General features: G+C 69.3%; 7 protein-coding genes. 6 read left to right on the plus strand and 1 reads right to left on the minus strand.

Features of this window, described 5'->3' with window-relative positions; all coding sequences use genetic code 11:
* Window positions 1-10 precede the first annotated feature (10 nt).
* From CACI_RS49730 to CACI_RS12980, 6 genes are read left to right on the plus strand one after another with little or no spacing between them, the layout of a single operon-like run.
* The gene (locus CACI_RS49730) at window positions 11-21,460 is read left to right on the plus strand and encodes an SDR family NAD(P)-dependent oxidoreductase (RefSeq protein WP_012786809.1); all 21,450 of its coding nucleotides are present in this window, start codon (window positions 11-13) and stop codon (window positions 21,458-21,460) included.
* Window positions 21,457-22,431, plus strand: coding sequence for an LnmK family bifunctional acyltransferase/decarboxylase (locus tag CACI_RS12960; RefSeq protein ID WP_012786810.1), 975 nt, complete (start codon window positions 21,457-21,459; stop codon window positions 22,429-22,431). The genes CACI_RS49730 and CACI_RS12960 overlap by 4 nt, the downstream gene beginning before the upstream one ends.
* Window positions 22,428-22,697 carry a phosphopantetheine-binding protein gene (locus CACI_RS12965; protein WP_012786811.1) on the plus strand — a complete coding sequence of 90 codons (270 nt, stop codon included), beginning with the start codon at window positions 22,428-22,430 and terminating at the stop codon, window positions 22,695-22,697. Before CACI_RS12960 ends, CACI_RS12965 begins: the two co-directional genes overlap by 4 nt.
* On the plus strand, window positions 22,694-23,968 hold the full coding sequence (locus CACI_RS12970) for a hydroxymethylglutaryl-CoA synthase family protein (protein WP_012786812.1): 1,275 nt from the start codon (window positions 22,694-22,696) through the stop codon (window positions 23,966-23,968). The genes CACI_RS12965 and CACI_RS12970 overlap by 4 nt, the downstream gene beginning before the upstream one ends.
* Window positions 23,953-24,204 carry a phosphopantetheine-binding protein gene (locus tag CACI_RS12975; protein ID WP_012786813.1) on the plus strand — a complete coding sequence of 84 codons (252 nt, stop codon included), beginning with the start codon at window positions 23,953-23,955 and terminating at the stop codon, window positions 24,202-24,204. Before CACI_RS12970 ends, CACI_RS12975 begins: the two co-directional genes overlap by 16 nt.
* Entirely contained in the window at window positions 24,201-25,487 is a 1,287-nt protein-coding gene (locus CACI_RS12980; RefSeq protein WP_012786814.1) for a beta-ketoacyl synthase N-terminal-like domain-containing protein, read from the plus strand. The genes CACI_RS12975 and CACI_RS12980 overlap by 4 nt, the downstream gene beginning before the upstream one ends.
* On the opposite strand, the gene CACI_RS12985 is transcribed toward CACI_RS12980, so the two are convergent.
* A complete protein-coding gene (locus tag CACI_RS12985) occupies window positions 25,484-26,209 on the minus strand; it encodes a PIG-L deacetylase family protein (RefSeq protein WP_012786815.1) in 726 nt (241 codons plus the stop codon). The two genes, CACI_RS12980 and CACI_RS12985, sit on opposite strands and share 4 nt — an antisense overlap.
* Between the last annotated feature and the right edge of the window lie 97 nt (window positions 26,210-26,306).

The raw sequence follows: 26,306 nt of genomic DNA on the forward strand, positions 1-26,306 counted from the left end.
AGGAAGGCCGATGGCCCAGCTGGCTGCCCGGGTCGTATTGACCCGAGACGACTTCATCGTTCGCAACCACCGCGTCCACGGCGTCGCGGTCCTGCCCGGCGTCGCGTTCCTGGACATCGTCTTCCGTATGCTCGCCGCCGCAGGCGAGGACGTCACCCGCGCCGTGCTGCGCGACGTGGTCTTCACCGAGGCGGTCGCGGCGGACGAGGGTCGGGACCGTGAGATCGTCTGCGAGATCGACGCCGACGTCGACGGGATGCGCGCGGTCCGAGCCCGCAGCCGGTGGCTGGGGGACGGCGCGGAGTCCTCGCCGTGGAGCCAGAACATCGCGGCCCGATTGGTCTTCCGCGACGAGCCGACGCCGTTGGACCTGGATATCAAAGCCCTGCAAGACAGCGCTGTTCGCGTCGGCGACATGTCAGAGCTCTACGCCCGAGCCCGCCGCGAGGACATCGACCACGGCGCGCCGATGCGATGTTCGGGACCCCTGTACTTCGGGGAGTCCTCGCTCCTGGCCCACCTCACTCTCGAGAAACCCGGAGACGGTCAGGAAGAGCAGTTCCATCTCCATCCGGCCAAGCTCGATGCCTCGACCCTGGCCGGCTTCGCCCTGACTGAGGTGTCGGGGCAGCATCCCTTCATCCCCATGTTCATCCAGGAGTTCCGTGCGCCGCGATCGATCGCAGGACCTTGCTACCTGTACGTTCCGCGTCCCGAGACCTTGGCGCCTTCCGGCGACGTCATCACGAGCGACTATGCCCTCTATGACGCCGAAGGCCGCTACCTCGCGGGCTTCCAGGGCCTGACCTGCAAGCGGATTCGGCATCCCGAGCTCATCACGCGGCTGCTTCCTGTACTGCCGGAAGCCGAACCGGCTGTGGACAGCCCGGCTGACGCCAACCGCCTCGCCGAGCATCTCCGTACCCTGATTGCGGACCGGCTCGGCCGCGCGATCGAAGACATCCGCACCGACGTCGGCTTCTACGAACTCGGCCTGGACTCCCTCGCCCTGATGGACCTCGGTCGCGAGTTGGAGTCCGCTGTCGGCCAGGCGCTCTACCCGACGCTGCTGTTCGAGTACAGCGACATCACCAGCCTGGCCGCGCATTTGGTTGCCAACTACGACGTGACCCTCCCGCAGGTGACCGCTGCCGTCGACGAAGCCCTCCCTGAGGCTGAGCCCGCTGTCACGGAGTTTCGCGCACCGCGCTGGGCTTCCGTGCCTGCTGAGCCGGCGGACGTAGCGGCGACGGTGATAGCCGGTCCCGAAGCCGTGGACTCCGAACTCCTTGCCGACGACATCGCGGTAGAGATCCCCGCCGATACCGACGTCGAGACCGCGACCCGCACGCTCTGGCGCCTCGCGGTCTCCGCCGCCGCGCGCACGTCGACCGGCCCGATCCGCCTCACCGCCGTGTGTCGCACGCCCGATCTGGACGCGCCGATCCCCGCCGCACTCGCCGCTCTGGCTCGCACGATCACTGCCGAGACGCCGCAGATCCGCTGCCGAGTCGTGACAGGACAACAGAACTCGAATATCAGAAGCCTGTTGCAGATAGCGGGTGACGATCCGGTCGAAGCCGAGATCCGCATCATCGACGGACGTCGCCAGGTGCGTCGCTGGGACCTGGTGCCCGCAGCGGACGGCAATCGCCAGCAGGTCCTACGCAACGGCGGCGCGTACCTCATCACCGGAGGCGCAGGCGGGATAGCCGGACTCCTGACTTCCCACTTGGTCGACCGCTACGGAGCCCGCGTCATGCTGGCCGGGCGCCGTCCGGAGCCGGCCGAGCTGGGTCCGGTGTTGCGGGAGTGGAACCAGCGCGGCGGGGACGTCCGCTACGTCGAGGCTGACGTGTCCGGAACCGATGGCGGGCAGCGTGCGATCGACGCGGCGCGCGAGGCATTCGGCATGCTCAATGGCGTGATCCACTGCGCCGGAGTACGTCGCGACCGTCTCTACTTCCGCAAGGAAGCCGACGACTTCGCGGCGGTGTTCGGGCCCAAGGCGCACGGCACGTCCGCGCTGGACGCCGCCCTCGGCGACTCCGAGCTCGACTTCTTCGCGGTGTTCTCCTCCGTGTCGGCGACGTTGGCTAACCCAGGGCAGGCCGACTACGCCGCCGCCAACGCGTGCGCCGAAGCTGTCGTGCAGCGCCGCGCGTCCCGGCCTGACCGGCGCGGACGCAGCGTGGCGATCGCATGGCCGTACTGGGCTTCGGGCGCGATGACGGTCGCTGATGACGTTGTCCAGCGTGCTGCCGCCGAGAAGGGGACCGCTCCGCTACCGACGGCGCAGGCGCTGACGGCGTTCGAAGATGCTCTGGCGGCTGGTGAGCCGCGCTTGGTCGTGCTTCACGGTGACGGCGGGCGCATCAGGGATCTGCTTCCCATGCCCGAACAAGCACCTGAGGCCGTATCCGCTCCCGACACCACCAACGACGTCCCCGACGCCACCGACGACATCGCGATCATCGGCATGGCCGGCCGCTTCCCCCAAGCTCCCGACGTCGATGCCTTCTGGCGTAACCTCGCCGCCGGCCGTGACAGCATCACCGAGATCCCCGCCGACCGCTGGGACGCCGACACCGATCACGACACCGCTGGCTGGGGCGGCTTCCTCGACAGCGTCGACCGCTTCGATCCGGCGTTCTTCGGCATCTCTCGGCGGGAAGCCGAGCTGATGGACCCGCAGGAGCGCATGTTCCTCACCACGAGCTGGCACGCCGTGGAGGACGCCGGGTATGCCCCGGATGCGCTGCGCGGACGTCCGGTCGGCGTGTTCGCCGGCGTCATGTGGAACCACTACCAGCTCCTGACCGACCCCGGTACCGGCGTGGCGCCGACCGCGATGCACTCTGCGATCGCCAACCGCGTCTCCTACACGCTCGACCTGACCGGTCCGAGCCTTGCCGTGGACACGGCTTGTTCCTCGTCGCTGTATGCGCTGCATCTGGCGGTGCAGAGCCTGCTGCTCGGCGAGTGCGAGCTGGCTCTGGCCGGAGGTGTCAACGCCTCGGTCCACCCGCAGAAGTACCGCCAACTCGCACACGGGCACTGGCTTTCCGAGGACGGCCGCTGCCGCAGCTTCGGGATCGGCGGGAGTGGCTACGTGCCCGGCGAGGGTGTGGGCTGTGTGGTGCTCAAGCCGTTGGCCGCGGCGCTGCGTGACGGCGATCAGGTGCACGGTGTGATCCGGGCCAGCGCGGTCAACCATGGCGGACGCACCGGTGGCGTGACCGTGCCGAGCCCGGTCGCGCAGGCTTCGGTCGTCGCCGAGGCGGTGCGGCGCGCGGGGTGGGCGCCGGAGACGATCGGCTACGTCGAGGCGCACGGGACCGGTACCTCGCTTGGGGATCCGATCGAGGTCGAAGGGCTGCGGCGTGCTCTGACCGGCGAGCGCGCGGTGGGGCGGAAGGTCGCGCTGGGCTCGGTGAAGTCGAACATCGGGCATCTCGAGGGCGCGGCGGGGATCGCCGGAGTGATCAAGGTCCTGCGACAGATGCGGCACGGGAGCATCGCGCCGTCGTTGCACTCGGGCGAGCTCAATCCACGCATCGATTTCGCCGGCACGCCGTTCGTCGTGCCGCAGCAGCTGACGCCTTGGCCGCGCTGGGACGGTCAGCCGCGCCGGGCTGGGGTCAGTGCGTTCGGTGCTGGTGGGGCGAACTGCCATGTGCTGATCGAGGAGGCACCGGTGGTGACTCAATACTCTGAGTCTTCGGCTACCGGGCCCTGGCTGTTCGTCCTGTCCGCCCGGACGAAGGACGCTCTGCGCGACCAGGCTGCCGCGCTGGCCGTGCACGTGACCGCCGCGCAGTCCGCCGGCGGGCTGCTCGAGCGGGTCGCCGGGCTGCTCGGCGTCAGCCCGGACGCGGTGGATCCGAGTGCGACGCCGCGTGATCTGGCACTGGGTCCTGCTGACTTGCGATTGCTGGTCGACGACGCGGACGTGGGCCTCGACGACACAATCGAAGACCTGCTGCACGATCACGATCTCGACCTGGCCGCGATCGCCACAACCCTGCAAGTCGGTCGCAACGCGATGAAGCATCGGCTGGCCGTCGTCGCCGGGGATGCCGCCGAGCTTGCCGAAGCTCTGAACCGGTATGTCGGCGGGGACGAGTCGGCTTCGCGCGTGGCGAATTCGGGCCCTGACGACTCCGCTGCACCCACCGATCTCGTCGAGGCGTTCACCCAGGGCGAGCTACGGACCGTCGCAGAGTCCTGGCTTCGCGGCGCCGACGTGCCGTGGCGGGAATGTCTGGCGTCGATCGGCGTGCCGGTGCGGCGGGTCGGTCTGCCTGGGTATCCGTTCCAGGAAGAGTCGGTATGGGTTGGGCAGTGGCAGTCCGGGACGCGGTCGCGGAGGCGCGCCGCTGCCGTGCTCGATCTGACGCCCGTCGTCGACACCACCGGACCTGAGGCCGAGCTTCGGATTCTGGACGATGGACTGGCGCTGATCACCATGCGCTCGCCGATGTTCACCGCCGGGCTGCTGGCCGGACTGCAGGATGCTCTGGCGCAGGCCGAGGCCGACGAGAGCGTACGTGCCGTGGTGATCACCGGCGCCGGCGGGGTGTTCAGCATGGGCGGCACGCCCCAGGCACTGGCGTCGCTGGCGGCGGGGGAGGGGCGCTTCTCCGACGTGCCGTTCCTCTACGAGGGACTGTTGCGTTGCACCCTTCCAGTCGTCGCGGCGCTGCAGGGCCACGCCTCGGGCGGCGGCCTGGCATTCGGCCTCTTCGCCGACGTCGCAGTCCTGGCCGAGGAAGCCGACTACCGCGCCAACTTCGTGGCCTACGGCTTCACCCCCGGCGTCGGCGCCACCTTCATCCTCGAACACCGCCTCGGCGCCGCAGTAGCCACCGAACTGATGCTGACCGGCCGAGCCCTCCGCGGCTCCGACCTGTCCCGCCGAGGCGCAGGCGTGACCGTGGTCCCGGCAACGCGCGTCCTCGCCACAGCCCTGGACCTAGCACGCTCCATGGCAGACAAGCCACCAGCAGCAGTCCGCGCACTGAAGGCCGAACTAGCCTCGCGCATGCTGGACCGCCTGCCCGCCGTGGTCGAACGCGAAGTGGCCATGCACGAAGAGGTGCTAGGACCAGAAGCCGCCGCTGTGGTGCAGGCACGATTCGCGCGCACGGGGCAGGCGAGGGCGGGGCAGCTGCCGGAGAATTCAGCGAAGGTCGGGCTGCACACGGTCGATGAGTTGGGCGCAGGTAACAGGCCCGCTCCGCGCAAGGTTGAACTACCGGCAACCGGTGAATCGACCGTGGGCGGCGCGGTTTCGGCGAAGGTCAAACTGCTGGCGGCTGGTGAGCCGGGCGCGGATGGCGGCGCGATTCCGACGAACGTCGAGCTGCGCGCGGCTGATGACTCGGGTGCAAGCGACAGAACGGTTCCGGCGAGAGTCGATGTGCATGCGGCCGGTGAGCCGAGCCTGGGTCTGACCGAGGTGCTGGCGGTCGTCGAGGAAGTCGTGGGCGATGTCCTCTATCTGGGACCTGATGAACTCGATCGGGCTGTGAGCTTCGCCGAGATGGGTCTGGATTCGGTCGGCGCGGTGGAGTTGATCGGTCGGCTCAATCAGCGCTTTGGTACCGATCTGGATTCGGTTGCGGTCTATGATCATCCGACCTCGCCGGCCCTGGCTGAGGGGGTCCGTGCGGCGTTGGCACGTTCCGAGGCGTCGGTTGCTGCGGCGCTGAGTCCGGAGCCTGTCGTCCACCCTGAGCCAATGCCTGAGGCGCCGAAACTTGCGCGTACCGGTCAGATTCAGCTGGTTCAGATCGACGATGCCCCGGCAGCTCCGAGCAATTCGGCGACCGTCGAACCGATAGCTGTCATCGGCATGTCGGGGCGCTTCCCTGATGCGCCCAACCTCGAGACGTTCTGGGCCAACCTTGCTGCTGGGCGCTCCAGCATTCGTGAGGTGCCCGCGTCGCGGTGGGACGTGCAGGCGCACTATGACCCGGATCGGCGTGTGCCGGATCGGACCTATAGCAAGTGGGCTGCGTTGCTGGCCGATCCTGGTGCGTTCGATGCGCCGTTCTTTCAGCTCTCGCCGCTGGATGCGGAGGCGATGGATCCGCAGCAGCGACTGTTCCTGCAGGAGTCGTGGCATGCGCTGGAGGACGCTGGTTACGCCGCTGATCCGGGTGGCGTGCGGCGGCCGTGGGGTGTGTTCGTGGGCTGTGGTGCTGGCGACTATGCCGATCTGCTCGATCAGGCGGGGCTGGGTGGGACGGGGCAGGCGTTCCTCGGTGGTGATCCGTCGATGCTGCCGGCTCGCGTTGCGTATCTGCTGAACCTGTCCGGGCCGACGGTTGCGCTGGACACTGCGTGCTCGTCGTCGCTGGTGGCGGTGGATCTGGCGTGTGCGGCGCTGGTGCGGGGCGAGTGCGAGATGGCGCTGGCCGGGGGCGTGGCGGTGATGACCACGCCGAAGATGCACGTGTGGTGCAGCAAGACCGGCATGCTGTCGCCGACCGGACGCAGCGCGCCCTTCGACGCCACCGCCGACGGCATCGTCCTCGGCGAGGCCGTGGGCGTCGTGGTCCTCAAGCCGCTGTCCCGCGCGCTGGCCGACGGCGACCACATCCACGGCGTGATCCGCGCCAGCGGCGTCAACGGCGACGGACGCACCAACGGCATCACCGCACCCAGCGCCGCCGCCCAAGCCGAGCTGATTGCCCGAGTCCAGGCCCGCGCCGGCATCGGAGCGGAGGACGTCGGCTACGTCGAGGCTCACGGCACCGGTACCGAACTCGGCGACCCGATCGAAGTCAAAGCCCTGACAGAAGTCTTCCGCCGGACCACGGATCGCGCCGGATACTGCGGCCTGGGCTCGGTCAAGGGCAACATCGGCCACACGACGCTGGCCGCCGGCATCGCAGGGCTGCTGAAGGTGCTGCTGGCGCTGCGGCGCAGGCAGCTGCCGCCCTCGCCGGGATACACCACGCCGAACCCGCATCTGGACCTCGACTCAGGGCCCTTCTACGTTGTCCGCGAGCTGACGCCGTGGCAAGTTGAAGCGGGCCGAGACCGCGTGGCGACCGTCAGCAGCTTCGGCTTCAGCGGGACGAACTGCCACGTCGTGGTGTCGGAAGCGCCAGCCGGTGCGCGGGACGAGCCGCGACGCGAGGACGCCGAGCCGGTGCTCGTGACGCTGTCCGCACGCACCGACGCGGCGCTCGCTCGCCAAGTCGCCGAGCTGGCCGAGCGGCTCGATCCGGCGACGCCGCTGGCAGACGTCGCCTACACGCTCGCAGTCGGTCGACGTCGTCTGGCGCGGCGGGCGGCATTCGTCGCCTCGGATCACGAGGAATTCAGGACTCTGCTGAAGGCATTTGATGCGAGCAGTGGCGCGCAGCCGGATGCCGATACGGAAGACACCCCGACGCGCGCGGCACTGCGACGGCTCGGCGAGGACTTCGTCGCGGGCCTCGACGTGGATCTGGCCGACGCGATGGCGGGTCCGGGGAGACGGCGGGTGTCGTTGCCGACCTATCCGTTCGACACGAAGGATTACTGGCCGCCGGTACCTGCGCCGACGATCATGACGATCACGGCGACCGATCCGGTAGTCGCCGACCATCGCGTCGGCGGCGTGCCGGTGCTGCCGGCCGCGGCGGGCATCGCCATGGCGATCGAGGCGAGTGAGGCACAGCCGATGTGTCTCAGGAGTCTGCGCTTCCTGCGACCGGTTCAGGTCGTCGATCGAGTGCAGGTGCGGCTGGAGACTGCTGGCGAATCGTTCCAGCTGGAAGATGAGCAAGGCGCGTACCTGAGCGGGACTTTCGCTACGGCCGAGACCGAGCCCGGCGCGTTGGACCTGGCAACTTTGACAGACCTCTGCGAACGCACCGAGTCGGCGCAGGCGCGGTATGCGGAGTTCGCGCGTGCGGGGATCGAATATCGCGGCGATTACAAGATTATCGAGACACTGCGATATGGCGCACAGGACGCGCTCGCGACGTTGCGAGCGGTCGGGTCAGTACGGCGTCCGGCAGTCCTGGACGGCGCGATCCAGGCAGCAGCACCGCTGGTCACGGCTGGTGAAGGAGCGTTGCTGCCGTTCGCCGTTGATTGCGTCACGGTGTTCGCCCCCGATGCCATCGCGCACTACAGCCACGTCCGGCGGGAGGCCGAGAACCGCTTCACGGTCAGTATCGCCGACGAGTCGGGGCAGATCTGCGCTCGGCTCGAAGGTGTCGCGCTGAGGTCGGCGCCGGTTGCGGTCGCCTTGAACACGGCCGACTCGATGATCTTCGTGCCGGAATGGAGCGAGGCGCAGCCCGGAGTTCCCGCGCCTGCCTCGCGCGTAGCGATACTCGCCGACCCCGGCGACCCGCTGGCCCATGCCCTGGCACGGCACGGCGGCGACGCCTCCGCGACCATCGTGCCGTTCGACCAGGCCAGCAGGCTCTGGGGCGACCCGGACCAACCCTTCGACACCGTCCACCTGCTCGCCCCGACCGAGCCGGCTGATCCGGTGGCCGTCACCACGGCCGCGTTCCGTGTGATCCGAGACATGATCGACGCTGGCCTCGGTCGCAGGGGACTGACGATCGCCCTGGTCGTGCGTGGTGCGGACAGTGCAGGACTGATCGGTCTGGGCTCAGCGCTGGCCGCCGAACAGCCACGATGGCGAGTCCGCAGCATCGATGTCAGTGGCGATCCCGCAGCCGCGGACGCCGCTCTCGTCACCTCCGCAGACGGCGCCCTGACCGTCATTCGCGACGGCAGACCCCTGCGTCGGCGACTCGTCCCAGTCGAACCCGCTTCGCCCGCGTCCAGCCCGGTCTTCCGCACCAACGGCGTCTACGTCATCGTCGGCGGCGCAGGTGGCATCGGCCTGACCCTCAGCCGCCACCTGGCCCGCACCGTCGGCGCCCGCATCGCCTGGATCGGCAGGCGCGCCGAAGACGCGACCATCCGGGCGGCACGTGCGGACGTCGAAAGTCTCGGCGGAGCGGTCCGCTACGTCAGCGCCGACGTCGCCGACGCCCCAGCGCTGCGCACCGCCCTGGACCGGACGCGCGCCGAGTTCGGCCCGCTCAACGGCGTGATCCACGCCGCCCTCCAGCTGGCCGACCGGACGCTGAGCACCATGACTGAGCAGGACCTGGCGACCGTGCTCACGGCGAAGATGACCGGCACGGTAGCGCTCGCCGACGCGGTCCGCGACGATCCGTTGGACTTCCTGGCCTTCTTCTCCACGGCGCTGTCCTTCGCCCCAGCACCCGGGCAGGGGAACTACGCCGCCGCGAGCACGTTCCAGGACGCGTACGCCCTCCAGCTGCGAGACGAAGGCGTCCCCGCCGTGGTGGTGAACTGGGGTTTCTGGGGCAGCGTCGGCGCGGTCGCCGGCCCTGAGTACCGGACCCGGTTTACGGCGCTGGGCATCGAGCCGATTGAAGCCGAGGAGGGTATCGCAGCCTTCGAGCACCTTCTCGCCTCAGGACTGCCCCAGGCACTCGTGGTCAAGGGCACGCCAGAGGGCTTGGCCCGCCTCGGTGTGGTGACCGGTACCGCCAACAAAGACGCCGTCGCGCCCGAGCTGGCCGCCGCGATGCACGGCTACGCCACGCTGGACCGCGTCGCCCGACGCCTGCTGACCGGCCGCCCGGCCGTGTCCGCGGCCCTGGAGAGCGTTGCGGCGGACCGAGCAGGCCTGGCCGAAGCCGTTCGAGACCTGCTGCGCAGAGCCGCCGACGACGACCCGGCGGCAGACCCCGAGCGGGACCTGGTGTCCGACCACCCCGAACTAACCGCCCACCTCACACTGCTGCGTCGCTGTGCAGACGCCGTGCCCGAGGTGCTTACCGGCCGCAAGAGCGGCGTCGAGGTCCTGCTGCCGCGCGGTTCCGCCGACGACGTCGAAGCCATCTATCGAGGGAATCCGGGGTCTGATTTCCACCACCGACTGCTCGCCGAGCAGGTCGCCGAGCGCGCCGATCGGATCGCGGCCGAGCAGGGACGACCCGCACGGATCCTGGAGATCGGAGCCGGAACCGGCGCGGGCACGGCGTTCGTGCTGCGAGCCTGTGACGACAACGGATCCGCACCCTTCATCGACTTCACCGACGTCTCGCAGGCGTTCCTGTCCCGAGCCGAGCGCGAGTTCGGTCAGAACCATCCCCGGATGGCCTTCCGGATCCTCGACCTCGAGAAGGACCCGATCGAGCAGGGCTTCGGCCCACAGAGTTACGACATCGTGCTGGCTGGCAACGTCCTGCACGCGACCGTGGACATCGCCGCGACGCTGACCAGAACCAGGACTCTGCTACGCCCCGGGGGTCTGCTGCTGGTCAACGAGGTGACGCGGACATCCGATTTCCTTACGCTCACCTTCGGCCTGACCCCCGGCTGGTGGCGCTTCAGCGACCCGGGCAAGCGGCTGCCTCACACCCCGCTGTTGTCGGCGCGACAGTGGAAGCAGGCCTTGGCCGGCGCCGGATTCTCGGTGCGACAGATCGGCGGGATCCCCGGGCTGCCAGCCGATCGGCTGGAGCAGGTCGTGGTGGCGGCGCAGAGCCCGGCGGGCGCCGAGCCGGCCACGGCGCGGGCTGTGCGGGACTACGTCAAGGGCGTCTTTGCTGAGGTGTTGAAGTACGACGTCGCAGACCTCGACGACACGGCTCAGTTCGACGCGTTCGGTATCGACTCGCTGGTCTCGCTGGCCATCGTCGACCGTTTCGAAGCCGACCTCGGCGAGTTGCCGTCGACGTTGCTGTTCGAACATCAGACGATCGCCGTTCTGGCTGACCACCTCCGTGATCTGCGCGGTGACCGCCTCGCCGAGGTGTTGGGAATGCCGCAGGTCTCGCCGGTGCCGGTGTCGGTAGCGGCTGTAGAGCTGCCGGCTGTCGATCCAGAGCCGGTGGTCCGGACCGAGCGCAGCGATGACGCAGACACCGCAGACATCACCGACATCGCCATCATCGGCGTCGCGGGCCGCTACCCAGGTTCTCCGGACCTCGACACCTTCTGGCGCAACCTCGCCGCCGGAACCGACTGCGTCACCGAGGTCCCGGCCGAACGCTGGGACTGGCGTGAGCACTTCGATCCGCGTCGCGGACGTCCGCACCACACGTACGGCAAGTGGGGTGGCTTCATCGACGGCATCGACCAGTTCGACGCTGGCTTCTTCGGCGTCCTGCCCCGCGATGCCGCCGCGATCGATCCGCAGGAGCGGCTGTTCCTGGAGACGGCGTGGAGCCTGCTCCAAGACGCCGGCTGCCTCAGCGCGGGCCGGGGTCGGCAGGCGACCGGGGTGTTCGTCGGAACTATGTACGGGTCCTACGGTCGCCTCGCCGCAGCCTCCGGCTGGCCGCGCGGCCGCTACACCGACGGCCACTCCTCCTACTGGTCGATCGCCAACCGCGTGTCCTACACGCTCGATCTGCGCGGGCCGAGCCTGGCGGTGGACTCGGCGTGTTCGTCATCGCTGACGGCCGTGCACCTGGCGGCCGAGAGCCTGCGGCGCGGCGAGTGCGAGACGGCGATCGCCGGTGGTGTCAATCTTCTGCTTCACCCTGCGCACTTGGTGGCGCTCAGCTCTATGGGGATGCTGTCCGACGACGGCGGTTGCAAGGTCTTCGACGAGCGCGCCAACGGCTTCGCGCCGGGGGAGGGCGTCGGGGCGGTGCTGCTCAAGCCGTTGGCGGCAGCCTTGGCCGACGGGGACGACGTGTGGGCGGTGCTCAAGGGCAGCCATCTGAACGCCGGCGGACGTACCGCGGGCTACACCGTGCCCAACCCGAACGCGCAGGCGGAGCTGGTCGTTACGGCGCTGCGCCGCTCGGGGATCGATCCGCGCACGCTGTCCTACGTCGAGGCCCACGGAACGGGCACGGCGCTCGGCGACCCGATCGAGATCGCGGGCCTGACCCGGGCGCTGCGCGAGGCCGGGGCGCCGGAGCGGTGCGCCGTGGGGTCGGTGAAGGCGAACATCGGGCATCTGGAGGGCGCGGCGGGGATCGCCGGGCTGACGAAGGTCCTGCTTCAGATGCGGCATGGGCAGATCGTGCCATGCGCCAATTTGGAGCAGACGAATCCGAAGATTGATTTGAATGCCTCGCCGTTGTATCTGCCGACGGAGGCTGTGGATTGGCCTGGGGATTCGCCGCGTCGCGCCGGGGTGAGTTCGTTCGGGGCGGGCGGGGCGAATGCGCACTTGGTCCTTGAGGGCTTTGATTCGGCGCTGGTCAGCGAATCAGACTCCTTTGATAGTGGAGAGTTTGTCCTGCTGTCGGCACGGTCGGCGGAACAGTTGCGAGCCATGGCCGGTTCGATGGCCGATTTCGTTCAAGAGCATTCGTCGGTCGCGGTGGCCGACATTGCGTTCACGAGCCAGGTGGGGCGTGCGGAGTTCGCGGAGCGGGTGGCTGTGCCTGCGTCCGATCGCGATGCGTTGGTGGATTCGCTGCGGTCCTTCGCTGAGGGGAAGGTCGGCGCGGGTGTGGTTGTCGGGTCGGGTCGGGAGTCTGATCTCTACGACGACGCGTCAGGCGTGGCGTTTGTTCGTGACCTGATTCGCGCGCGGGATGTGGCGAAGCTGGCGCGGCTGTGGGCGCAAGGCGCTCCGGTGCGTTGGCGGGAGCTGTGGCCGGGCGGGGCGCGGCGGCGGGTGGCGCTGCCGGGATATCCGTTCCAGCGGCGGCGTTTCTGGCTGCCGGAGGAGGACGACGTCCGCGCGGTGACGCTGGTCGGACCTGAGGCGACGGAGCATCGGGTCGGTGGCAAGCGGTGGGCTTCGGGCGCGGCGGTTCTCGAGGCGCTCGGAGGTGCGGTCGGGGGCGGGCGGTTGTCCGATGTGCGGTGGCTGGCTCCGCTCGACGTGGAGGCCGATGGCGACCGGCTGCGGATCGTCGTCGAGCGGGCGACGGTGACGGCGAGCGCGGGGGATCGGGTTGTTGCGCGTGCTGTCACGGATGCGGATGCGGATTTGGCCGACACGTCGAGGGTCGTGGACCTTGCGGCGGCTCGGGCGCGGTGTTCGCAGCAGATTGATAAGGCAGGCTTCTACGCCGGTCTGAGGGCTGGAGGGCTGGAGCACGGTCCGGGGCTGCGACCGGTGTCGGAGCTGTGGGTCGGCGCGGGCGAGGTCCTGGCTCGGCTTGAGGCGTCGGAGGCAGGTTCCGGGCGCCGACTGAATGCGGTCCTATTGGACGGTGCGCTTCAGACGCTTGCGGCTGTCGGCGATGGACGCGGGGTCGGGTGGCTGCCGGTCGGGGTCGATGCGGTGCGCAGCTATGCCGCATTGCCGGAGCGGTGTTGGGCTCATGGTCGCGAGCTGGAGAGCGCGCCGGGGCGGCGGCGGTTCGACATCGCAGTGATCGATGATGCCGGAAGGGTGCTCTTGGCGCTCGATGGGCTCCAAGTGGCAGCTGGGGCTAGTAGCGATACCGAGGTCACCATCGCGAACTCTGAGCCGATCTCGACCAGAGAGGTTCAACCCGAAGTCGAGTCCGGGCGGTCGGCTATCAGATATCTGCGACCGTCTTGGACTTCCGCTCCGGCACCGGCTCCTAACGTCGCACCGCCGGCGACTGTGTTGCTGCTCGGTGTCGGACCGGTCGCCGAGGCCGTGGCTGATCACCTGCTCGCGGCTGGCTCCCTCTGCCTCGCCGCGACTGGTGCCAGCCGCGCCGATTTCGACCTCGTCCTGGCCGATCTCGGCGGGCCGGCCGACGCGATCGTGCACATCCCGTCGCCCGACGCGCCGTTCGAGCCCTTGCTGTGGTCGGCGGTCGCGCTGCTCGCGCATCCCGAACGTGGCGCGGTGCGTATCGTGACCGCGTCCGACGCCTCGGTGCCTGGCACTGTTGCGCTCGCCGCGCCGCTGCGCACGCTCGCCCTGGAACACAGCGGTTTCGCAGCAGCCACCGTCGATTCCGCCACGAGCGCGCGGCACTTGCTCGACGAACTGGCTCGCTTGGACGTGTCGGCGCCCGAGGCGGAGCGCGTGCGCGAGGTTCGCTACGTCGGCGACGAGCGTATGGTCCGAGAACTCCAGGAGTTCGCACCTCCTCTCGCCGCCGACGGGCTGGCTTTGTGCGCGGGTGGCGTGTACCTGGTGACTGGGGGAGCGGGCGGCCTTGGCCGGATCGTGGCTCGCCACCTGAGCAGTCGCGCTCCGGTGACCGTCGTCCTTGCCGGACGGTCGGACCTCGATGAGGCGACCCGCGCGGAGCTCTCCGCCATCGCCGCACCCGGTTCGCGCATCGTTTACGAGCGTGCCGATGTCAGCAGTGCGGACGATGTCGCCGAGCTGGTCTCCCGGGTGCGCCGCGACCATGGCCCGCTCCGTGGCCTGATCCACGCGGCTGGCGTTAATCGCGACGCCCTGGCCGTGAACAAAGATGCGCGCGACATAGCCGAGGTGCTCGGCGCCAAGTATGACGGCGCGCGCCACCTGGACGCGGCGACCGCTCGGGAGCCCTTGGACTTCGTGGTCCTTTTCTCTTCCGTCGCGGCCCAGACCGGCAACCTCGGGCAGGTCGACTACACCTACGCCAACGCTTGCCTCGATGAGTTCGCCGCCGATCGCGAAGGTCGCCGTCTCGCTGGGGAGTGTTCAGGACGCACGGTCTCCATCGGCTGGCCGCTGTGGGAGGAAGGCGGCATGGTCGCTGGCGACGCGGCGCGCAAGCTGTTCGCTCGCCGCTGGGGGAGTGCGCCGTTGGCGACCGGCGATGGTCTCGTGGCGCTGGAACGTGCGGCTGCGGCTGGGGAGAGCTGCGTTGTTGTCGACAGTGTCCTGATGAACGCTGCGAGCGCCTCGCCTGCGTTCGTAAGGCGTCCGGCGGAGCTGGCCGACGTCGAAGCACTGCTCCGCACCCTGGCTTCCGGGTTTCTGCTGGTCGACGAACGCCACGTCGACCTGGACGCCGATCTTATGGACGCCGGCTTCGACTCGATCTCGCTGACCGAGCTCGTCGGTCACGTCAACGATCACTATGGCGTGGACGTGCTGCCGACGGTGTTGTTCGAGTGCGTGAACCTTGCGGGCTTCGCGCGCTATCTCGTCGAGGTCGAGCAGATCGGTGAGCCGGATACGGACCCTGCTTTAGTGCTTGATCCGGTCCCTGAGCCAGAGCCGCTAGCGACCCCGGACCTGACCCCGGAGCCCAGCCCGGGCCCGGAACCGATAGCCATCGTCGGTATGGCGGCGGTCCTGCCCGGATCCGAGGACCTGGACGCCTTCTGGCGCCATCTCGTCGCTGGTGACGACCTCATCACCCCGGTCCCCGACGACCGCTCTGACCTGCGTGCCGATCCTCGTACGCGCGACATCCGTGGCGGCTTCCTCGTCGACGTGCGTAGCTTCGACGCCGCGTTGTTCGGCATCTCGCCGCGCGAGGCCGCGTTGATGGACCCGCAGCAGCGCCTGTTCCTGCAGACGGTCTGGCGTGCGGTCGAGGACGCCGGCTATCCGGCTTCGGCGCTGGCCGGGACGGACACCGGCCTGTTTGCCGGCGTCGCCGCCTGCGACTACGACGACCTGCTGCGCGACCACGGTGTCGAGATCGAGGCGCACACCGCCAGCGGCGTCGCCAACTGCGTGCTGGCGAACCGGGTCTCGCACCTGTTGGATCTGCACGGGCCGAGCGAGGCGATCGACACGGCGTGCTCCAGCGCGTTGGTCGCGGTGCATCGGGCCGTGAGCGCGATCCGGTCCGGGGAGTGCTCGGCGGCGTTGGCCGGCGGGGTGAACGTGCTGCTCAGCCCGGGTTTGTTCGTGGCCTTCGACAAGTCCGGCATGCTCGCGGCCGACGGTCGGTGCAAGACCTTCGACGCTGCCGCCGACGGATACGTCCGTGGGGAGGGCGTCGGCGTCGTCTATCTGAAGTCGCTCAGCCAGGCTCTGGCCGACCGCGACAATATCCATGCCCTGATTCGCGGCAGCGCTGTGAACCACGGCGGCCGGGCTCCCTCGCTGACCGCACCGAATCCTGCGGCGCAGGCTCGGGTGGTGGCCGCGGCACATCGCGGCGCCGGGGTCGATCCGCTGAGCGTCGGCTACATCGAGGCCCACGGCACCGGGACTCGCCTCGGCGACCCGATCGAGATCGAGGGGTTGAAGAAGGCGTTCGCCGATCTGGGCGGCGAGGCAAACGAGCCGTGGGTGGCGCTGGGCTCGGTTAAGACGAACATCGGTCACCTGGAGGCCGCCGCCGGGATTGCGGGGCTGCTCAAGACGGTGCTCGCGCTGGAGCACGGTCAGTTGCCGCCGACGCTCAACCTGAGCGAACCCAACCCGCTGCTGCGGCTGGCCGGGACGCCGTTCCGGCTCAACGACCGGCTGCGGGACTGGCGCGGGGCGGGTCGGCGGGCTGGTGTCAGCTCGTTCGGGTTCGGCGGGACGAACGCGCATGTGGTGCTCGAGTCCGCTCCGGAGACGGATGCAGACTCGGCGGACCTGCGCTCCTTTGACCACCCGATCGTTCTGTCGGCGCCGAGTGCGCAGGCACTGACTGAGTACGCCGACCGGTTGGCCGATTATCTGACCGACCGGCCCGACACCGACCTGGCTCGGTTCGCGGCCACGCTGCAATCCGGACGTGAGCGGCTGGCCCATCGTGTCGGGTTCGTCGCGGCGGATGTCGCGCAAGCCTTGGCGCTGCTGCGGATCGCGGCGTCCGGCGCTGACGACGAACAGCTGCGGCGCGGTGTGGTGCGGCTGGCTCGCCGGGGTTCGGTCGCCGACGTCACCGCCGACGCGCTCAGCCCCGAAGCGGCGGTGGCGGCCTGGGTCGCGGGGGAGCCGGCGCCGTGGCCGAGCACGCCGCAGGGTGTGCGGCGGCTGGCCGGGGTGCCGGGCTTCCCGTTCGCGCGCACTGTCCACTGGTTCACCGGCCATCGACTGGAGACGTCTGTGACGCCCACATCACCGATACCCAACGAACCGAATGTGCCGGGCACGCCGACCCGGCCCGAACGTCCGAAGCTGCGACTCGCGCCCGCCAAGAACAAGACGGCGATCGCTGTGCCGCCACCCTCGGCCGCTGCCAAGCCCGAGCCGCCGCGCGTGTCCCAGACCACTGATACCCGACCGGGCGACTCGCTGGGCGTGGTCGGCGAACACCTGGCGGCGGTGCTGGGCTCGGCGCGCGAGGAGGTGCCAGGCGACGTGGCCTTCGCCGACCTCGGCTTGGACTCGATCCTCCGCATGGACCTGGTCCGCCGCATCAACGCAGCCCTCGGCATCGACCTCAAGGCCGACGACCTCTACGAACACGACACCGCCTTCACCCTCGCAGCCCACGTGGCCACCGGCGGCGCCGCGAAGACCTCCTCGAGCCCCGAGGCCGCCGCACCGAAAATCGCCGCGCGCGGATCTGCCGCACCGGAAGCTGCCGCGCCGACAGCCGCTGCACTAGCAGCCGCAGCGCCCGAAGCCGCCGCGCCAACAACCGCAGCGTTCGGATCCGCCGCACTGGAAGCTGCCGCGCTCGTAACTGCCGGGCCGGAAGCCGCTGGACCAGCAACCTCAGTGCTCGGAGCCACTGCGCCAGAAATTGCGATGCCCGAACCTGCGGCGCCGAAAATCGCCGCGCGCGGATCTGCCGCACCGGAAGCTGCCGCGCCGAGAGCCGGTGCACCAGCGGTCGCAGTGCTCGGAGCTGCTGCGCCGGAAATCGCTGCGCCCGAAGCTGCCGCGCCGAGGACCGCCGCGCTTGGATCGGGCGCACCAACAGCCGCCACGCTCAGATCCGCTGCGCCGGAAGCCGCAATGCTCGGAGCCGCTGCGCCAGAAATTGCGATGCCCGAACCTGCCGCGCCGAAAATCGCCGCGCTCGGAGCCGCCGCACCGGAAGCTGCCGCGCTCGGGGTCGCTGCGCCGGAAGCCGCTGCACCAGCAGCCGCAGCGTTCGGATCTGCCGCGCCGCAGGCCGCCGCGGTAGCAACCCCGGCTCCAGCTTCAGCTTCGGCTTCGGCTTCAGCTTCGGTTCTGGCTTCGGGTTCGGCCACTGAGCCCCTGCCCGTGCGCCTCACCGAGCGCCTGACCGCCCTTGCCGCCGACACCATCGGTCGTGCGCTCGATCCGGGGGTGACGTTCCGGGACAATGCCTTTACGTCGTTTGACATGCTTCGGACTATTGCGGTGCTGGAGCGGGGTTTTGGGACGTTGCCTAAGACGCTGCTGTTTGATCAGCCGACTGTTGGTGCTGTGGCGGCTGAGCTTGTTGAGCGGTTTGGTGAGGGGGCTGCTGAGCGCTTTCTTGGCGGGGATCGTGGTGAGGTGGTTCGGGGGCGGTCGGTGGGGATTTCGGCTGAGGTTCCGCTGGTCGGCGAGTCTGTGACGGTGGCCGTTCTCAAGCGCTCGCTGGCTGAGCATCCGGATCTTGCGGCGCTGGTTGCTGATCTGGACAGTGTTCATGCCAAGGAGGGTGGGCTGGCTGGGCGGGATATTGCGCCTTATGCCCTTATTGGTGCTGAGCGGCTCGGGTACTTCAACGTCTCGATGCGTGCTGACCTGCTCTTCGCCTGGAGCTATGTCGGGTCCGAGGAGTACTTTCCGGTGCTGGCTGCTGAGTTCTTCGCCTATGCGCGGGCGCGGGGGCTGCGTCCCAACTTCCTGTCGCTGCTGCCGTTGGAGTCGGTGGCCGGGGAGCCGATTACGGCTACGCCCTTTGGGGCGGTGCAGCGGTTGGAGAACCTGCCGGAGTTCAGTACGCGCGGCGGGAAGATGTCGCGGTTGCGGTACATGATCGGGCACTTCCAGAAGGCGGGGGAGAGTCGGACGCAGGAGTACAGGTCCGGCGAGGATCCGGAGATGGACCGGCAGATCGCGCGGATGATGGACCGTTGGGCCGAGAGCAAGGACATGGTCAATCCGTACGTGGCCGTGGTGCGCGACGAGATCCAGGCGGGGCGGCTGGCCGAGCGGCATCGCATGTTCCTGACGTACCTGGACGAGGACCTGGCGAACGTCATCATCGTCACCAGGATTCCGTCGGAGCCCGGCTACCTGATGGACCTGGAGTTCTATCCGAAGGACGGTCCGCTCGGCGGGCTGGAGTACGCGATCGTGCAGATCATCGAGGCGCTGCGGGCCGAGGGGCACACGGTGTTCAGCTTCGGTGCGAGCTTCGGTGTGGCCATCGGGAGCACGGAGCATGCCTCGGCCGAGGCCGAGCAGGCGCTCGCCGAGTTGCGCACGGCCGGGATCTTCGGTGAGGGCAACTTCCAGTTCAAGAACAAGTTCCGGCCGGTGAACGTGCCGATCTACCTGTGCCAGCCGAAGGGCGCCGACCGCACGCCGGTTTCGGAGGTGATCCTCACGATCGCCGATCCGACCCTGACCGCGTCGAGTGCGATGCAGAGCACAGTGATAGCGACGCGGAGCACGGGGATAGGGACGCAGGCCACTGCGACAACGATAGTGACCCCAGGCTGGCCGGACCTGCTAGCCGCCCACGACTGGAACCCCCTGGCGGTCCCCCACGACAGCGTCGGCGAGGACTTCGTCACCGACTCCTGGGCCGAGCTCGACAGTGACGCGATCCGTGCCCGCGCCGCCGCGCTCGCCGCCGCGTCCGCGCATCAGGACCCTGAGCAGCGACCTGCCTGGCTCCCCTTCGAGCACGCCGTCCTGACCGGCTCGGGCCGCTCCGCTGAAGCCCTGCTGTGCCGGGCCTTCCCCGCCCGCCGGGCCGCGGTGCTGCACAACGGCCTGTTCCCGACCTGGTACGGCTCCCTCATCGACGCCGGCTTCATCCCCGAAGCCCTCGGCCGCCACGCCGACCCGATCCTGGACTCCGGTCCCGACCTCGACCACCTGACCCAGCGCCTGGCCGACGCCTCGCGCCCGGTCTCCTTCATCTGCCTGGAGCTCAGCTGCAACGCCGCCGGCGGCGTCCCGATCCGCATGCAGACCCTGCGCGCCGTCCGCGACTTGGCCGACCGCCACGGCGTCCCGCTGGTCCTGGACGCCACGCGCTTCGCGGAGAACGCGGCCGCGCTCGACGCGGAGCCGGACCTGTGGCGTGCGATCCGCGAGATCCTGTCCCTGGCCGATGCCGCCACGTTCAGCCTGTCCAAGGACTTAGGCCTCACCGCGGGCGGCCTGCTGGCATTGCGTGATCCGGCGTGGGCTGCGGCAGCGAAGCAGCACATCCTGACCGCAGGCCGCGATCTCACCCTGTCCGGCCGCAAGCAAGCCGCCTTCGCCCTGCACGACACCGAAGCCGTCGAGGTGCTCGTCCGGGAGCGGATGGCAGCGACGGCCGCGCTGTGGGAGGAGCTCTCGCGGGCCGGTCTGCCGGTTCCGCAGCAGACATCAGGGCACTGCGTCCTTCTCGACACCACACGCCTGACTCCCGTTGCCGGCTATGGGGAACCGCTGATGGCCACCCTGGCGTGGATCTTCGCCGAGACCGGCATCCGCGGCGGTCCGCATTTGGGTGACACGCCCGAGCTGAAGCAGGCGATCCGGTTCGCCGTCCCGCTGGGCGTCGATCGCGATCGCACTGCCGCAGCCGGACGCCGCATCGCCGCGCTGCTCACGTCCGGCGCCGTGCCACCCGACCTGGTAGCGGCAGGCGATTCCGGCTCCCCGGCCGCGATGGTCTACCGGCCGGCGAAGGAAGTGCCAGCCGACGTCACCGAAGCGCTGCGGACCGGGCAGACCGTCGCCGACGACAACGAAGCCGTGCTGCGTGAGGCCTGCCCGACTCTGGACCGTCGGCTGCTCCCGCTGCGCGGCGGCGAGGTGGAGGTCTTCACCGCCGGAACAGGACCGGCGCTGCTGATGCTGGCGCCGTTCAACATCGGCGCCGGACTGTTTGCCCAACAGTTCGCTGCGCTGTCCGACCGCTTCCAGGTCATCGCGGTCCACCACGCCGGCGTCGGGGCTACCTCAGGGATCGACGATATCTCCTTCGACGGTCAGGCTGACCTGGCGCGCGCGGCGCTGACGACGCTCGGGGTGGACCAGCCGGCGCATATTGCCGGAGCCTCCTTCGGCGGTCTGTCGGCCCTGTCCTTCGCCCTGCGGCATCCGGACGCGACCGCCTCGCTCACCCTGATCGGCAGCTCCTACAAGATCGGTAACCGCGTCGGGGAGATCAACCGGCTGGCGATCGTGGCCCGGGACGACTTCGATGCCGTCGAAACCGCCTGCGGCCCAGAACGGTTCGGGGGAGGGCGGGCCCACCTGGAGCAGACGCTGCTGCGCTGCGAAAGCATGGATCCCCGCACCGGACTGCGCTACCTCGACGTCTTCGCCGCCCGCCCCGACCTGCTGGCCGAGCTGCCGCGGATCAGCGTCCCGACGCTGGTGATCCAGGGCCGGCACGACACCGTTGTCCCACTCAAGGCCGCGTACGCGCTCTACGGAGCGATCCCCGACGCGCGCTTCGTCGAACTCGACGACGCCGGGCACTTCCCATGCCTGACCAACGCCGAGGAAATCAATGCCCTGTTCTCGGAGCTGACATGAACGCAGCCACCCCGACCCTCGTCCCGCCGGCCAGTGCCCCGCGCCTGCTCCAGGACGGTACCCTGACCCGCACCGAGCTGATCACCCCCGGCAAGTGCGGACCGAACTCGCTGTTCGTCGGCTGCCTGGGCGACTGGGCTTGGGACGCGGTCAGCCAGGCTTGCTCGGTCAACGCCTACGACGCCCGAGACGCCACTGGCGCCCCGGCTTACCTGTCCTTCTCCTACTTTCGAATCCGCGGCAGCCGCCGTATCAATCCTCTGTCTCTCACCTTCGGGGACCGACTCCAAGTCGCCTCCAAGGTCTTCGGCCAGGGCAGCGAATCGGTCCTGACCCTGCACCAGGTGCGGCATGACGACGGCAAGCCGCCGGAGCCGCTGGATCCCGAGCGGTTCCACACCTCGACCGACCAGAACGCGCTCTACGTCGAGATCTTCAACCGCTGGATCAGCCGCACCAAGCCGAACAGCAACCAAGACCTGACCCGCAACGCGCCGGTCGGGTTCCAGTACCGGCATCTGCCGTCGGTTCCCCCGCAGTACTCGCCGCGTCTGGTGTTCGCACAGATCCGCGAGAGCGGCGCGTTCGATCCTGATCCCGAGCCGCCGCGTACCGTCGCAGAACTCTTCTATACCGAATACCGCGTCGAGCCCAGCCGCGACCTGAACGGCGTCGGGCTGCTGTACTTCGCCTCCTACTTCTCCATCATCGACTGGTCCCTGCTTCGCCTGTGGCGCCACCTCGGTCGCGACGATCGCAGCTTCCTGCGTCGCCTCGTCCTGGACCAGCGTGTCTGCTTCCTCGGCAACGCCGACGCCGACGCGGTCCTGGACGTCGCCCTGACCCGCCGCTCCGCGCTCACCGATCCCACCGACGAGCTGATCGACCTGGTCCTCACCGAGAAGCCGACCGGCCGCGTGCTGGCGGTGGCCGCGCTGCGGCTGCACGGCGAACAGAGGGAGCGGCCATGAGCGCCGTCATGGACCGTGACGAGGTCTTCGACGTGGTCACGGAAGTGATCGCCGAGATTTTGCCGGCCGTCGCCGCCGACCAAGTGACCGGTCGCCGGACGCTGGCCGAGCTCGGCGCGGACTCGGTGGACCGGGTCGAGATCGTCGTCGGGATCCTGGACCGCCTGGGGCTGGCCGCGCCGCTGGCTCCTTTCGCCGCCGTGCCCGACCTGGACGCGCTGGCTGACCTGCTGACCCGACTGCTGCGGGAAGGAGGCGCATCGTGACCGGCGCCGTCGGCATCGAAGGACTCAACGTGTACTGCGGGAGCGCGAGCATCACGGTTCCGGCGCTGTTCGAGGCACGGGGACTGGACCCGGCGCGGATGGCGAACCTGATGATGAGCGCGCGCTCGGTGGCTCTGCCGTGCGAGGACCCGGTGACTCACGCGGTCAACGCCGCACGTCCGTTGCTGGACCGGATCGGCCCGGACGCCGCGGCGAAGATCGAGGTCCTGGTCACCTCCACCGAATCAGGGATCGACTACAGCAAATCAGTAGCCTCCTACGTCCACGAGCAGCTCGGCCTGAGTCCGCGCTGCCGTCTGGTCGAGGTCAAACAAGCCTGCTACGCGGCCACCGCCGCCCTGCAACTCGCCGCCGGCTATCTCGCCTCCGGAGTCTCGCCCGACGCCAAGGTGCTGATCATCGCCACCGACATGGCGCTGGTCGGCCAGGACGCGTATTACACCGAGCCAGCGATGGGCACCGGCGCCGCGGCGGTCCTGCTGGGGACCGAAGCGCGCGTGCTCGGCTTGGACCTGGGAGCCTTCGGTCTGCACAGCTTCCAGACCCTGGACTCCGCGCGCCCCGGGCCCACATTCGATATCGCCGACTCCGACCGATCGCTGTTCGCCTACCTGGACTGTCTGAGCAACAGCTTCCGCGACTACACCCAGCGCGTCGAGGGCGCCGACTTCGCCGAGACGTTCGACTACCTCGCGTTCCACACCCCCTTCGCCGGCATGGTGCGGGCCGCACACCGCAAACTGACCCGCGAGTTCGCCAAAGAGCGGCTCTCCGGCGTCGATGCGGACTTCGCCGCGCGAGTCGCGCCGTCGCTGGTCTACCCGGCGATGGTCGGCAACCTGTGTTCGGGCTCTGTGTATCTGGCGCTGGCGAGCTTGCTGGACAACGGCGACGTCGCCGACGGCGCCCGAGTTGGTCTCTACTCCTACGGCTCCGGCTGCTCCTCGGAGTTCTTCTCCGGCGTGGCCGACGCCGCCTCGGCCGAGACGGTCGGTCGCATGCGGATTCGAGACCAGCTCGACGCGCGCGTCGAGCTCACCTTCGCCGAATACGACGCGCTGCTGGAGCAGAACCGGCTCTGCCTGGTCCCCGACCCGGACCGCGCGATCGACGTCGAGGCCTGCCGCCCGATCCTGGACCGCTTCGGGCTGGACCGGGACCTGCTGATCTACACCGGCACCAAGGACTACGGCCGCACCTACGCCTGGGCGTCGGCCGGCGACGGGAGGAACCCATGGCCGACATCCTGACCGCCGACGACGTCTTCGCAGTCGTCCGCGACACCGTGCTGGAAGTGCTGCCCGACCTGGACGCCGCCGACATCGGCATCGAGGGCACGCTCACCGACCTCGGCGCCAACAGCATCGACCGCGCCGACATCGTCACGATGGCCCAGGAACGGCTCGGCATCGTCGTGCCGGTCGCGCAGTTCCGCGGGGTCGCCGACATCGGGGCGCTGGTCGAAGTGCTGCGGCAGAACCTGTGAGCGCAGGCCCGGTTCTCATCACCGGCCTCGGTGCGCTCACGCCGATCGGTGCGGACGTGCCGACGTTCGCCGCCGCGCTGCGCGAGGGGCAATGCGGGATCCAGGTGGTGGCCGATCCGGACGCTCCGGACCAGCGCCGGCTGCTCGCGCCGCTGCCCGATCCTGGGCTGGCGGGGATGCTCGACGGCGTTGAAGGGCTGGATCCGGTTCAGCACAAGCGTTTCCTGCGGATCGCCAGGCGCTCGCCGTTTCCGGTCCGGGCGGCGCTGACGGCCGCGGCGCAGGCGTGGCAGGACGCTGAGTTGGCCAAGGCGCCGGCGCCCCGGGACCGGATCGGCATCGTGGTCGGCGGCCACAACCTCACCGGACACTATGCTTTCGAGCTTTACCCGACCTACGTGCGGCAGCCCGCGCATGTGCCGCCCCGTTTCGCACTGCAGGCGCAGGACACTGATCATGTCGGCACGATCAGCGAGGCGCTGGGGATCGAGGGCGAGGGGTGTACGGTCGGTGCGTCCTCGGCCAGCGGCAATGCGGCGCTGATCCACGCCGCACGGCTGGTTCAGACCGGCGCGGTGGATGTCTGCCTCGCGGTCGGGGCACTGGCGCGGCTGGGACCATTGGAGGTGCGGTCACTGGCTAATCTCGGGGTGAGCGCGCTGGTCGACGCGGCGTGCCGACCTTTCGACCGGAGGCGGTCGGGATTCGTTCCGGGGGAGGCTGCCGCGTGCGTGGTGGTGGAGTCGCAGGACTCTGTTGTGCGGCGGGGCATCCCGACTGACGCAGCGGTGGAGTTGGCAGGAGCTGCGATGGTGCTCGCCGGCACCAGTCTGAGCGATCCCTCGCTCGCTTCGGAGGTGCGGGCCATGGCTGGGGCGCTGGCGCGCGCCGGGATCGGTGCCGAGCGAATCGAATACGTCAACGCCCACGCAACGGGAACCCCCGCCGGCGATGACGTGGAGGTCGACGCGCTCATCGAGGTGTTCGGAGCCGGAGCGGGAGCCGGAGATGGCGATGGCGCAACAGCCGCGCAGCCGTGGGTCAATGCGACAAAGGCTCTGATCGGGCACTGCCTGAGCTCGGCCGGCGTGGTCGAGGCGGTCGCCGCGGTGGTCCAGATGCGGGGTGGGTTCATACATCCCAACCCCGCGCTGGCGGAACCGGTCACCGCCGGACTGCGGCTCGTCGGTACGAGCGCGCAGCCGGCGGCGGTGGTGTACGCGCTGTCGAACAGTTTCGGGTTCGGAGGGTTCAACAGCTCGGTCGTATTGCGGCGTGTCTAGACGGTGACGAGTTCGAAGGCGATCGCCGGCCGTCCTGCGAAACGCAGGCCGGTCTGTGTGTACAAGCCGACCAGCGGATCGCGCACCGAGCCGGTGTAACCCAGGCCTTTGAGATACTCCCGGTGCTCCGCCATCGAGGCCACGGCGGCGTCGACGTGCTCTGAGACGTCTACCGCGTGCGTGGGAAACGGCGAGGAGGTCATCGCGACGTACTTCACCCCGCCCCACGGCTCCAGTCCCGGCTCGGCGAACACCCACCGGTTGCCCGCGTCGCCGACCGCGTCCAGGAGCGCCTGGCCGACGGTGCGGTGGTCGGGGGAGTTGTGCTTGCCGGTGAAGGTCGTCTCGTGGTGGTTGTAGCCGACGACGAGTTCCGGCCGGAAGCGCCGGATCGCGTGTGCGATGTCCCGGCGCAGCCCGAGTCCGGCCTCGATCATCCCGTCGCGGTGGTCCCGGAACTCCACGGTCCGCACGCCGACCACGGCCGCGCTGGCGCGTTGTTCGGCCTCGCGCACCTTGGCCGCCTGGTCCGGCTCCATGCCGTCGATGCCGGCCTCGCCGCGCGTCAGGAGCAGGTAGGCGACGTCCTTGCCGGCGGTGGTCCAGGCCGCGACCGCGCCGGCGCCGCCGAACTCCATGTCGTCCGGGTGCGCTGTCACGCACAGGGCTCGGCTCCAGTCCGAGGGCAGTTCCGCGAGTTCATCCGTCGTAGCGAGCGTCATAGACCGATCGTGCCCACCTCGGATCTTCGAGGGCTGCCGCATTGTGAGCATCCTTATGCGCGTTCTTCACGGAAGGTCCGTGTTCTGCGCAATTCTG

Origin of the sequence: Catenulispora acidiphila DSM 44928, assembly GCF_000024025.1 — a bacterium.
GTDB lineage: Bacteria > Actinomycetota > Actinomycetes > Streptomycetales > Catenulisporaceae > Catenulispora > Catenulispora acidiphila.